This is a genomic window from Bacillus mycoides (assembly GCF_001757995.1).
GTDB lineage: Bacteria > Bacillota > Bacilli > Bacillales > Bacillaceae_G > Bacillus_A > Bacillus_A mycoides_B.
The window spans coordinates 47,704-61,680 of the sequence record NZ_LXLV01000027.1; the positions used below are offsets into that span (position 1 = coordinate 47,704).

Annotated in this window: 8 protein-coding genes; 3 read left to right on the top strand and 5 right to left on the bottom strand. The window is 31.2% G+C overall.

The window, feature by feature from the left end:
- The first annotated feature begins 1,256 nt into the window (after positions 1-1,256).
- A complete protein-coding gene (locus BWGOE10_RS11440) occupies positions 1,257-1,994 on the top strand; it encodes a terminase gpP N-terminus-related DNA-binding protein (protein ID WP_002150985.1) in 738 nt (245 codons plus the stop codon).
- 36 nt (positions 1,995-2,030) lie between these two features.
- Here the strand turns inward: BWGOE10_RS11440 and BWGOE10_RS11445 are convergent, their stop codons facing one another.
- On the bottom strand, positions 2,031-3,485 hold the full coding sequence (locus tag BWGOE10_RS11445; protein ID WP_070142961.1) for a cell division protein FtsZ: 1,455 nt from the start codon (positions 3,483-3,485) through the stop codon (positions 2,031-2,033).
- A gap of 23 nt (positions 3,486-3,508) precedes the next feature.
- Positions 3,509-3,922, bottom strand: a complete 414-nt coding sequence (locus BWGOE10_RS11450; RefSeq protein WP_070142963.1) for a hypothetical protein — start codon at positions 3,920-3,922, stop codon at positions 3,509-3,511.
- A 1,242-nt stretch (positions 3,923-5,164) separates the two neighbouring features.
- Here BWGOE10_RS11450 and BWGOE10_RS11455 point away from each other — a divergent pair.
- The gene (locus tag BWGOE10_RS11455) at positions 5,165-5,605 is read left to right on the top strand and encodes a hypothetical protein (RefSeq protein WP_070142965.1); all 441 of its coding nucleotides are present in this window, start codon (positions 5,165-5,167) and stop codon (positions 5,603-5,605) included.
- A 439-nt stretch (positions 5,606-6,044) separates the two neighbouring features.
- Here BWGOE10_RS11455 and BWGOE10_RS11460 read toward each other — a convergent pair whose 3' ends face one another.
- From BWGOE10_RS11460 to BWGOE10_RS11470, 3 genes are all read right to left on the bottom strand, one after another.
- The gene (locus tag BWGOE10_RS11460) at positions 6,045-6,677 is read right to left on the bottom strand and encodes a sterol desaturase family protein (RefSeq protein ID WP_070142966.1); all 633 of its coding nucleotides are present in this window, start codon (positions 6,675-6,677) and stop codon (positions 6,045-6,047) included.
- A gap of 21 nt (positions 6,678-6,698) precedes the next feature.
- Positions 6,699-7,382: a GntR family transcriptional regulator gene (locus BWGOE10_RS11465; protein ID WP_070142968.1), complete on the bottom strand. Its 684-nt coding sequence runs from the start codon at positions 7,380-7,382 to the stop codon at positions 6,699-6,701.
- 175 nt (positions 7,383-7,557) lie between these two features.
- Positions 7,558-9,255, bottom strand: coding sequence for an AraC family transcriptional regulator (locus tag BWGOE10_RS11470; protein ID WP_070142970.1), 1,698 nt, complete (start codon positions 9,253-9,255; stop codon positions 7,558-7,560).
- Between the two features lie 1,697 nt (positions 9,256-10,952).
- On the opposite strand from BWGOE10_RS11470, the gene BWGOE10_RS11475 reads away from it, so the two are divergent.
- Positions 10,953-12,644, top strand: a complete 1,692-nt coding sequence (locus BWGOE10_RS11475; protein WP_070142972.1) for a hypothetical protein — start codon at positions 10,953-10,955, stop codon at positions 12,642-12,644.
- The last annotated feature ends 1,333 nt before the right edge of the window (positions 12,645-13,977 follow it).

Consider the following 13,977-nt stretch of genomic DNA (forward strand, 5'->3'; position numbering starts at 1 on the left):
ATTAACAAAACATCTATAAAACTATGGCTTTATTAGGACGAAAATTAAAATACGAAAATCCACACTAGTTAAGAATTGCGCTTTGTAAATTACTGGAGGTTTTAAGTGAAAAAATCACTAAGAAATACAGACTATCAAACAAAACAGCGCTCATTATAGTTAATTCAATTACTAAAATAATATTAATATAAGCAAAATTACTTTGTAATATACGGCTTAGAGGTTTCAAATCTACTCTTGGACGAATAATTAAAGGATCGTTATTTTAAATGTAGAAATCCTTCCTGTAAGTATTAACATGAGATTGGCATTGTACATAATTGGATCAGAATACTCATCATTAATGAGATTAACATATCAATAAACATTAACATGTTAATCCTCAGAATGATAAGATTGTTAATCTCATATCAACCATTCTTGGTTATTGTGATGACAAGACATTGACAAAACATCGATAGATATAGGTCATTATTAATATAAGCGTTAATAAACCAAGATTCACATCAGTCTTTATTGCTTATAATTAGAGACTGAATAGATCCTACTATAAAACTTTTTTCTTTATCGCAAACACTTAGAAATTAAGCATTACAGCTATTCAACAACAAAGCGAATGGTACCTTGTAGTGTTTCAAACTACTAATAGTCAATAACTCGACTAACTATTAGAATTTAACGTTCATATAAACCTATAATAGTTGTTATCTAAAATTAATTTACTAGTCTTGGAATCAGTTAAAAAGAGACACTACACTCTATTAGTCAAACAGGTATCCGTTATATATTCTCGAGTGTTATCTATGGAAAAGGCTCATACTACAATTATTAATAATATGGACCCTTTTAACCATATTTATACCTATTATTTTTGAAAGTTTAATGCTATATCCTCATAATTTATTTACAAATCGGTTATATTTACTTATCATTAATGTTATGTGAATAACACTGTCAATCTCATAGCAACCATTTATAAGGATATGGGTGACAAAGGTACCTCATTTATCCTATATAACATTGATGCATTTCAAGTCCCAGTTAACAAAACATCGACATTTGGTGAGGATAGATAACACTTTGTTAATGTTCTGTTAACACTTCGAGTATAACATGTTAATGTTATCTTTCATGTTAATTCCAGATAAGAAAGGGATTCCTATTAGTACCGTCGAAAAACACTTAACATATCAATCTCACATTTCATGTTAATGTCATTTATCAGCGAAATTACATACTGCTAAGGAGGTAATACTATGATTAAGCAGGAAAATCACTCAGAACAAACCATGGTAGATGATGAGAACTCATTACACGAAGACGCTTTTGAAAAAGCCTGGCGAATAACAGAGTTTTCTAAGTTAGTAGGTAGACACCATAATACTGTTTATAATTGGTTTAATACGTTAGAAGAGAAGGGGTTGCACGGGACTCTTAGAACCAATAATACAAATGAAAAGCTATATAATTCATTAGATTTAAATATAGCTCTTTTCATAAAGCAGAAAAGGGATGAAAAGTGGTCTTTAGATGCCATAATCGAACTTTTACCGCATCAATTCGAACTAAGGCCAGTATCTCCTGAAAATCACTCTAATGAAATATTATCTCAATTTGATTTTCAGGACGCAGCTGAGACAATCGAAAAATTGGTGGAACAAAAGGTTCAAGCACATTTACAAAACATCGAAATACAATTTCAAGAGAAATTTGAAAATGTATTAAAAGCATTACCTCAGCCTGAAGATCCAATTGCTATGAAAGAACGCCAAAGACAAGAAAGACTGGATAACATAATAATTGAACATAGAGCTCGTAAAGAATTAAGAAGACAAGCTGAAAAACTTTGGAATGAAAAACCTGAGGAAGAGCGTATGAAAAAAGTTGGTTGGTTTAAAAAAGAGGAAGATTTAGCAAAAAAACACCTATTTATAGAGAATTATTTAAACGAAAATATGATAGAGTATATGAAATCTATTATGACATCCGAATAAAAAAGAGGCCCGGGATATTCCCAGGCCTCTTTTTTATTATTTTGATGTACCAAACATTTTATCTGGATCCATAAATGCAGCTAATTCTTCATCATTTTCAGTATCTGCCGATGGTTCCTCATTACTTGTTCCCATATCGATGTAATCACCGAAATTAATACTGAAATCGTCGTCTTGATCTTGCATTTCAATTGTACTAATTTGGGATTTTTTAAACTGAATTTGGTTTTGCTTCTCTTTAAATTCATTGAATTCTTCAACTAACCCTTTGGACAAACGAGACGGTAATGCATCAGTTTTATAGAACGTGTACACACTGCCCATAAAATCATTTTTACTAATTAAATACCCATTAAATACCGTACCGTTGATTGGTAATGTATTTGTAACTTCTACTTTTGCATCATCCATAAATGAATCATCAATATTCTTTTGTTCATCTAGAATTGCAAGCATTCCAAAATGATGCACCTTAGAAGCCTCCAGCTCACCATCATCGTTCTTTTTCATTAACTCTATAGGATGGTGGAAAGAGCTTCCTTTCAACGATTCTGAGAACATGTCTACTATTTCTTTACTATTTTCAATTTGATTCATATTGCGGGAAATTTTATTAATAACTAGACAACCAGTTTTCTCTAATAAAATACGTTTAAAGTCCTGTGAATCTAAAATAACAGATGTTCCTGCGCCATTAGAAGCTGTATTTAATTCATGGATGATTTCACCAATGCGCTGATTTGCATAGTCTCGTGAATTAGCAATACCTTTTTTCTCATTTTCGTTTAATCCCTTAAATTCATCATAGAAATGTTGGTTATCTGCGAAAACAACGAATGCAACACCTTTTGCTGGGTCATTTGCTAACTTCCAAATCTCTTGAGAGAATTTATTTACTTGTCTTAGTACATCAGGTCCATCGGCTCTTACAGGGAGTGTCACAACAATACCCATTTTAATAAAATCTTTACGCTCAATTGCATTACTGAATGCAATTTTTGCATACTTTTGTTGATTTGCTATTAATTCCTCTCTAGGAATTTTCATTGCCATACTTTTAAGTTCTTCAGCGATTACAGGTTTATTATGAAAAGCCGAGAATTCTTCAATTGCTTTAATAATTGTAGAAGTACCTGTTCCACCGCCTAAGCCAGCAAAAAATAGAACCAATTCATCTGTTGGTCTTACACGCTCTGTGATGAATTCTTTTAACTTTCCTTTCGCTTCATCATTTGATTCTAGTACTTTTACAGCACGTTCTGGATTCTTCCCTAGTCCGCCTAATTTTAGTGATACTTGATTACTTGTAGGCACATTTTTTAATTCGGCTAAATCACCATCGTTACTATTTAGGGCAAGGCAGTTGTACACAGATGTTCCATCCGTATGCTTATATTCAGCAAATTTATCTACCATTCTAGTTCCGGCCTGACCAAAACCAACCATTGTCATTTTTACTGCTACTTCGTTTTTCAGAAAGTTCTTCGCCATTATTTTATCTCTCCTTTTTCTTATCAATTGGTTTGTTTACGTCTTCCTAGTTCAATTAACACCTGTTGTCCTCTAATTGTTGAGATTAAAAATTTATAAGGATGCATAATCTTTTCAGTTATCAATGACATTGAAGATAATGTACTAACCCTTACTTCAGCTGATCTTCTTGATATATTGGTTCGTTCAACCTCTAATGAGTACGATTTTCCCTTTAATTTCTTAACTCTCCTATCAATTACAACATTACCTACTATTTCATTTATTGAGATACCTCTCATATATTTCGTCTCTTGGTATTGTTTATTTACCTCAGATCCTATGTAATGAAATACATTATAAAGTATTTCGTCCTCTTCAAGAATGTCTGCAAACATGTTCACAACTTCATCAGGAAATTTAATTACTTTATACTTTTCGCTCAATACCTCGTTCAAGTTTCCTCCCCCTTAAAACGTTGGTTAATTATTCCTACGAATATATTACATTAATATAAAGCGTATATCAAGTCATTATATATAGCACTTACATATAAAGCGTGTAAGTATTAAAGTAGGCTGAGATGTTGATATATAAACACAAATTTATACGACGTATATGTACGATGTATGTTGTATATGTCAATTATAAGTTTCATGTAATTAACAATACCGTCTATAAAACTATAAATTCATTATTTAATTTGACATTCTTTTGAATAATCCTTTATAAAAAATATCAAATCACAAACATTTTAAGTTAAAGAACTTCACAAATTATCCATACGCTTTATCTATAAACTGTATTTATAAGCCCTATTTATAAGCTGTATATATAAACCTTTAAAAACAAAGGTTTTGTAGTTTATATATCAATTTCATATTAACATATTTAACACATTTTATTTATACACAGCTCACATATACAGTCTATATATAAGCCGTGTATGCAAAGGGTGTATATAATATTAAAAATCATTGCTTTTTTCATATCAAATGGTTTGATATGAACTTACTAGTTTAATAAAGAGATCTTTCTATTCATTTTTATTTATTAACATTTCTTCTACCATTTATATCTATTGATAAAGGAGATCTGTCAATGTCATGTTATAAGTTCTCTTCTTTCTTATTAACTCACATACTTGTAAACTCAGTATTTCTAGTGTTAGGTTCTACACATTCCCTTGTTAATCTCATATGTACACCATCATTATAATTAACATGTAGAGTCATAATATTAATTAATACAACTAAATTTATTATATTTTTATTTCAGTATAGATGTACTAATTGAATTATACATATTACTGTAATACAGCTATCAAGTTAACAAAGAAATAGATAGATCAAATGACGATTAGTTCTGTTCCAGAAATTAGAAATGGTGTATATCCTGACAAGGAAGAGGGGGGATTGCTGACAAAATGGAAAGTTTCTCAGGATACATCAGGATGTAAAGAAATTTTAAATGGACTAATTTTGTTTAATGGAACCGACAAACCTAGCAATGGTTATTAAGTTTTGATTTGAAACAAAGATGTACCGTTTTGGAAAGAGTTTAACTATGTATAAAAAAGATGAATCAAAATTATCTACACTTTGTTTTTTCTTATTACACTAACAGGAAAGTATAACTAGCTATTAAAGCTATATGTTAATATTTAGCTGCAGAATCTTTAAATTTAGGGAGATTTAAACATGAAAATAATAAATAAAGTTTTAAGCGATTTTGCTAAAGTTAATGCAGGACTACATGTGAGTAATTATTATGAGCTTACTCTTTTATCAGAAAATAAGCAGGAAAGTATATATAAGCTTGCAAAAATGGCTACACATGCTACTAATAATGACACAATAGAACTCATACAGTTGAAAGAATGGAAAAAAGAATTCCTTACTTGTCAATACCCTGATGGAGAAGCATCTTGGTTTGGTACAATACCAAATGGATATGATTTACATGGATTGACATCGAAGGAATATATAATAGAACAGTTATTGAATGAATTTAAACAAGAACTTGAAGAAGTTTATTGGGCTAAATTAGAAACAGAAGATTATTATGCATGCTGTTATGAGGAATATATCTTTAAAACGGATAGGGGCATTTATTTTTTTAGTATGCAAGTCCACGATTAAAAACATGAAAACATTGCACCATTTGGTTAAAAAGGTATCTAGATGAAAAAGATGATGAGGGGCTGTATTCGTCGTGCTTTCACGGCTAAATATTCCGAGTTTCTCCGCAATAATATTTTCAAGTGCCATAGCTTTGCGCGAAAATTTTCTTTTGATACGAAGGTTCTTCTGGAATGAGTCGCTAAAGAAATCACTGGGGCAAACACGATACAGATTATAGATAGCATCGGCGAAACACTTCGTGAAAAATGAAGAAATGCTAAGAGAAATAGAGAAAAAAGCGGGTGCATTTTTCGGTAAGAAAAACTTTAAAACGAGCCTTATGCAATCTATTACCAAGCTTACTATTCAATAGGAAAAAATGCCTGTCACTCCCTGAGAAATGTCGAAGCTGCAAGATTCATTCGACATTTCCAGGATGATGACTATGGATTATTTTTTATAATTCTATTTTCTGGTCACCACGTTTTTCTAGATTTTTAGCAGTTTTACTTTGGGCAACATCCTTTTGGTCTTTAAAGGTTCCCATGAGAAAATCATAGGCTGGATTCGTAACACCATACCAATAATTCTCATTTTTGAAGTGATGCCATAAATGAACTTTTTTCATCCATCGCCCCCATGGTGATATTGGTTGAAGGGGGCGATGCGCGATATAATGCTTCCACTCATAAAATAATAAAAAGAGCATAATACCTGCAATAAATGCGTTTGTCATGACAAAGCTGGATGAAAGAAAATAAAAAATTGCTCCTGAAATTGCAATGTTTGGCACACTATACCATAAGGGTAAAAATAATAAATGTAATTCATTCGGATTTGTATGGTGGTCATAATGTAGGCGCTTAAGCATTTTTAATAAAAATGCATTCTTTGGTGGCTTTAGATGAAAAATAAACCTGTGAGTAGCGTACTCAGCTAAGGAATACATAATCATTCCCAAAATAAAAGCACCCCAAATTCCGATAGAGGTTAAATGTAAAATCATAAATCCAAAGCTAGTGAGGAAAAGACAGCTCATGATCAAAATATCAGGATAGGAAAAATATTCTTTAAAATATTTTAGTTTCATTTATCACACCTCCAGCTTTCTTTATTTTTTTCTATCTTTCCAGAGAGCCAAGCTTTTCTCCAATGTTGTCTTACACAATCTTTCCGCTTCAATTGCATCTCCCTTTAATGCAGCTTTTAATAAGTCGTGATAATAGTTGAAGGATAACTCACGATAATCTTTTACAGAAAAATACCTTTTTGCCATATCTACATAAATGGAATCGAAGCTATTTAAAATGAGTAGAAAGATCGGATTGGCAGCAAGCCCAGCACACCTTTTTTGCAAATCCCAATCAAATGCTGCATAGCTTTCTGCACTATCTTCAAGTTGTTCAAGATTAGCAAGGAGAGCAACCACTTTAGGTTGATTAAACGTAACAGCATTGCGAATATAAGTCGGAGTCAACGAACTTCTAAATTCTAATAAATACATAATAAATTCATCTGTAATGGTATGATGATTCTCAACCATATTAATAAGTGTCGTTAGATTACCATTGCTCCAATAATCATTAATAATCGATGGCATTCCTTTTCTCCCTGTTATCCATCCACTCCTTCCTAAACGTTGAAGCGCCTCACGAATAGTTGGGCGACCAACACCAAATTCTTTCGCAAGCTCTCTTTCTGGCGGTAAAGTACTTCCTACAGAATAAACACCAGCTAATATGGATCTAATTAATTCATTCTCAATTTTATCTGAGGAGCGTTCCTTTTCTTTCAAGCCATCTTCCCCTTTATTTTATGGTAATACATGTTAAAGATATTGGTAATACCAAAAATTATATAACAAGTTTGAATTTTCCGTCAATAAAAAGGAGCGAATTTTTATAAATAGAATTATTGAACAAGCCTTAAAAAAGAGGAAACCATTTTCAAAGTGGTTTCCTCTTTTTTGCTTACATAGACTCGATTATCATTTGTCTTTCATACCATTTGGTTAATTTATCATTAACACTGTTTGAGATGCGTTTCATTTTCTTATTACAGAATCTTGATAGTGTAGCAGGGGATAAGCCTAACTCATCTGCTATTTCGCGCATTGTTCTATTTTGATGCATATGTTGGTGCATAATTTTCTCTCTAATTAGCTCCTCAGTACTTACTGTACTATGAGCTATCGTATTTATAATCACATTATTTTCTTGCTTATCCGGAGTATCAATTACCTTTTTCTTTGCCAAACTCCCGATATTATCCATTAACTCTTTTGGGGGTAAAATGATGATTCCTAATTTTGAGTAATAATTCTTAAACCAGTTCCGTTCTCCAATTCTTGATTCATCAATTTCCTCAGCGTACTCCCAATGTGAAATAACTTTTTCTTTTTCTAAATCTATTAATACATTTTCTAATTGCTCACGAATACGGTGGGGGCGTCCCTTAGCTATATTAATCCCCATAACAGACAATAGTCCTTTTTCTCCATCAATTGAATATGGTCTTTTTAAATTACTGTACTGTTGTCGAATTCTCCATTGCCAAGATAAATAGCGAATTAGTCGCTTATGGAATTTGTGTCGATAACTATTATACTCCAATGCTTTTTTAGATAATAACGCTGTTGTGCTACTAGATCCGTATAAATACATCGACAAAAAGCTACCTGGCTTTATTCTACAAGATTCAATACCTACGTAATCATTGGTATTTTTATCTCTCCAAAGAACTACAGAATCTAAAACGAAAAGTCTTTTAATTATTTCACGTTTCATTTCAAATTGCTCACCAGTTTCTGCACGATCATTTAAAACCACGACTTCATTATCGTCATTTAAATAAATAAAAATACTCGCCAAAGCAGCTATACGTTGTGCAATTTTAATTTTATCTTCTGCACGATAATACTCTATACCATTTGCTGATGCTTTTGGAATATTACACATATCTAGTACATTTTCATAGCTGAAATCAATAAAATCATCTGGAGATTTCGCTTGATTCAACCACTGTATTGTAATTGTATCTAAACAGTCTGCGGTAAGATCATCCATGTTACTAATAACACCATCGACTAGTATTGACCATCTTTCTGCTTCATTGGTGTTTACTAGCCTTAAATCTTCATCCTTGTGTGATGATAGCTGAGCAACTCCGCTTGTATTTTTAGTTTCTAATGGTAAAACAGGTACTGCTCCTACTTCATCTTCTTCAAAGTGATTCTTGGCTATACCATCTCGTAGTTGATAATATACCGCATCATTACTTACAGGATAGTAATCCTCTTGTAGATCAATTGAATGCTCTTTTAACTTTTCATCTGTTGTATTAGATATTATAGCCGTTTCAACTTCTTCAGATGTACCTCCAAATTCTTGCTCTATTATTTTATCGAGTACATTTCGAATCTCAATTTTATATTTATCTAGATTTGCATATATGTGCAATAATGAAATCCCTTGTTCTTGTTTCTGACCTAACCAAGAGACAAGTGCTGAAAATGAAGGGGATATATTAGCTGAAGTTACTACTTTGTCATGATTTCCTTGTACTTCCTCATAATATCTATTCCACTTTTCCCATAGCTGCGTGTTCTTTTCATACATTGGAGCAGCAAGTAAAAGGGCATCGCTAAACAACACTAATACTTTCTCCATATTAAAAACCTCCTTACTAAATTCCCACCAATTAGAAATATAAATTATAGAACTTGAGACGTTATAGCTATATGGTGGCAACATAGCATATAAGTTGAAACGTTATCAGAATAATCTATATCGAGAAATGATTTATCGAACAGTATTTGTCCTATCAAGTAAACATTCTTGTACTTGTATTATATAAGACTGTACTTATTTGTAAAATTACTACTTTATGCGGGAAACCCATTTGGCATTAAATAGTGTAAATCATACTTTTAAAGTGAAACGTAATTGTCCCTTTTCTTACAAATGAAATAAAACATTATAGCGATATGATAACAATTACTTTCTTACCAAGAAACATCGATGATTTGCTGGTTTCATCTAAAAAAGTATTCGTATCATTATATACAATGATACGAATACCCTTACTTTTATGAAACGTCATAGCTACATTGTGGCAAGTACTCCTTAGAACTTAAAACGTTTTAGCTTTATGGTGGCAAGTATATTCGAAACAAAAAATACCGATAAACTGTTGATTTCCACTTAACAAGCATTAACGTTATTTCTTACTTCGACACAGATACCTCTACTTTTATGAAACCCTGTAGCTACATTGTGGCAGTTACTATTGAAAACTTGAAACGCTTTAGCTTTATGATGGCAAGTATATCCTGAACAAGAAATACCAATGAATTTTTGGATTTCATTTAACAAGAATTAACGTTATTCCATATATCAGCACGAATACCTCTACTTTTATGAAACCCTATAGCTACATTATGGCAGTTACTATTGAAAACTTAAAATGCTTTAGCTTTATGATGGCAAGTATATTCTGAACAAGAAATACCAATGAATTTTTGGATTTCATTTAACAAGAATTAACGTTATTCCATATAGCGACACGAATACCTTTACTTTTATGAAACATCATAGCTACATTGTGGCAGGTACTATTGAAAACTTGAAACGTTATAGCTATATGTTGGCAACAACTCTTTAAATATGAAACATTAACGCACTAAAATCTGTTCATATAAAAAAAATATTTTTTATTTAAATTAGTGCTAAACATTGATATAAAGCCATTCCTTAAAAAAACTAAAAAATCCCAATGAAATGCTATAGCTATATGATGGCAACAACTTTTTTTTAAAAAAACCTATGAATCCATATGTAACAAGGGTTTAGGTACATTTCAAGCGCAATGAAACATTGATTTCAAACATGAAACGGCATAGCTTTATGATGGCAACAATCTAAAAAAAACATGAAACGTATATAGCTATATGATGGCAATAATCCTTTGACGTAAATTAACATGAAAAGGCTATACCACAACATTTATGAATGAATTCTACACATTATTTAGTCATTTCAAAACTTGAAACGTTATAGCTATATGGTGGCAACAACTTTTAACCCAAAGCACTAAAAAACCTATTATATCAAGGTTTAGGTGCTGTTTCATTAATTTCAGATACGTTTCATATTCAAAATACCTTATAGCTTTATGGTGGCCAAAAGATTTTTTTTGTGAAACGTTGAATCCCTTGTGCCTCTAAGGATGAGGCTGCGTTTCACATTTTTGATTTTCCTCTTAAAGAGACACATTTCACCAAGATTCGATTTGATATAATCAAAATTGAATTTTTATATCCTATTTAGGTAAAAACTGAAACTCATAATAAGAGGAGGTGAAAAAGATGGCTAAACCTTTCGTTATAAAGAACAAACGTAGTTTAAATGGTGAAACAACAACTCCAGTATTAGTAACAATTAAAGCATGGCAAAAATTAGTGGAAGCTTTAGAAGGCAAATACTATTGCTTTAAAGATACATATCTAGAAGATATCGTAAATTCAATGTCTTACGAGGAACGAATTGCAGATGAAGAAGGGTTTGTTGAAAAAGCCAAACCATCTTTTTCACTTCAAATGAAAAATCTCTTCACTAAAGCAAATGGTAGAAAGCATAAGCTATATGGTATTACTAATGCAGATCTAGAAGTATTTCTATTTCTACATAAAAAATGTAATACCTATGGTGAACTTTCTCATGTTTCCATTCACATGCTTTGGGAGGACTACAAAAACTATAAAGAAGCATTTTCACATATTCATCATTCACAATTCTATGTTGCGTTGAAAAAGCTTAGCTTACACAACATCATTGAAATTGAGAATGAGTACAGTGGTAAATATAAAATTACATTAACTGATTTTATGAACAAGGAAACGAATAAAGCGAATCCTTACACGTTTATCAGCCCAATTGTATTTACAAAAGAGTTCTTCGATTTATCCATTGCTGCTAAAAAGCTATTTATTGATATCGCAATGCAGCAAAAACGAGAAACTACTTTGAAACGTTCACTATACAAATTTGATGAACAAGGACAACAGACTCATTTTGGCGGTATGTATCGCTTCTTACATAAGAAATACCCACATCAGATACGTTCTGTAATGGCTGAATTAACAACTAAATCTACTGCTACTGGATCTTCTTTGTTTAAAATTTGCAAATTAGAAAAAGGGAAAAAGAATAAAAAGCAGTATACAACACTGTATTTATCTGTACACCCTGATTTCTTGTGTAATAAGGAAGTAGGGGAAGAGTATCGCGATCCATTTACACCAAGACTTACATATAAACGTAAAGCTAAGCTCATTGAAGAATCGTTAGTTGAAATGAATATTGCAGAATTTACAAAAGATATAAACCAATTTGTAAATGTCTTAAAACATTCCTGTCATCGTCAAATCCGCCAAGTGATTCGTGGATTACGCGAAATGATTGATAGACAAGAGGGTTTCCCTAAAAATCTTGTTTATACACTAAGCAAATTATTAAAGCAGTCTTCTCAATATCGCGTATTAGATACGGCTGCTAAAACAGGTATTTATTCTCTGATTACACATAATGTACCGAAAGAAAAGCAAGAAGATGCGTTATTTAAATTTGGTACTCACTTTGCTATATATTCATTGCAAAATGTTAAGAAGTTATTCTGTAAAGCGCATGACCTTCTTCATGCTACATATGCGGTTCCTGTGACTGAAGAAGCATACCATCGTAATTATATGCAGTATCAAGAAGAAACACTATTTAGGAAGTATGCTTTTGAGCAAGGCGTAAATGTTAACGCATATATTGCATTAGAAATTAAAATTCGTGAATTATTAAAATCTCATGGCCATAAAGAACATCATATTCCAAGTGATATTCGCGAACTGTTCATTGAAAAAATAGATAGATTGCCTAAGGAAAAAATCCGCGTAATTGAAGTTCCTAAAGACTTTAATTTAATCGATTTTCTTCATTCCTTAGAAGCTTATTACCGTAAAAATAGTGAAACACCATGCACGGTAGATCAGCTGCTTCCTGCAACGTAAAATTACATGCTCTCCTTTTTTGAAAAATCAAAGACGGGGGGCTATTCGTGCTGAAATTAGAAATTATTTTCCTACTATCCAAACATAAAAGAGAGAGATTCTTAAATTTGAGTTAGAATACCTCTCTTTTTTTATACACTTCCATACAAAATTCCTAAAATATATTCAGTAATTCACAATTCCACTTTACATTTTTCTGAATATTTGTTCTCTTTCCGGGATTTAATCTACTTAAAATCGTAAATATATATATAAATTCAGTGGATATCTTAATAATATTGTCCAAATGTGTACAATAAAATAGCTCAAAGATTCATTTATAAACGTTTTATATAAAAATCTACTTAAAATCAGAATGTTTTTTGTTAATAATGTGGATTTACTGAATTATGTCTATAACTTACTTCTAAATGTTAATAAAATGTGGGTTATTTTATAGCGTATGTGGAAATCATGTTATTAATTTAAGCTAGACTACCATTAATCTTATATACACTTCTACGCATCAAAATGATGCTGATTATATGTAGGTTAAGTAATTCAACTTTATGATATTTTGTATATTTAGAGCGACGTAAAACGCAATAAATACATTTCCAATAAGTGTTTTTTTCGATTTTTTATGGTTCTATAACTTTGCAGACACTGTTATTACTGAGTTTGTAAGCCATTTTTCATAAGTATAATAGTTTTATCTTTATATTCTTTTTATATAAAAGTTATATATTATATTAGGTTTTAACGTACTATCCGAAAAATGCGCATCTCTTGATTATCTAAAAGGTAATAGTCTTTCACTAAGTAAAAAATAAATTTAAATACTTGAAGATACTGATGGTATTATTTTATAAAAGATGTGTAATCAGTATGAAAAGGAGAATTAGTTCAAATAGAAGCATTATCAGTATGAACTAAAGGGAAGAGATGTATTAATTGCTCAGACAACAATTATACGCTGAGTTTATCCATATAGGCCTTAATTAGAAGAGACAATACAATATCATCTTAAATGAACAAACAACTCATGAGGAGTCGATAAAACCTATATTAGAGTAAAAAGAAAACTTATTTTGTCGAACAAGTCTGTCTAAGATCAAAAACACTTTATTCATAAAGTGTTTGGTTTAGCTTCATAAGCTAGAAATGTAGAAAAAATTTCTACTCTATGTTTTTATAATTTAATTTTGTATCAGAACCATCCAAAATTAAATTATAAAAATTATGGAAACCATTTGAAGTTTACAAAATTCCCTTTGTATATTGAAAATATGCCAAGCTTTCTAAAGAAATGACAAAAAATATAGAATACTATATTTAATAAATCTTGTTTTAG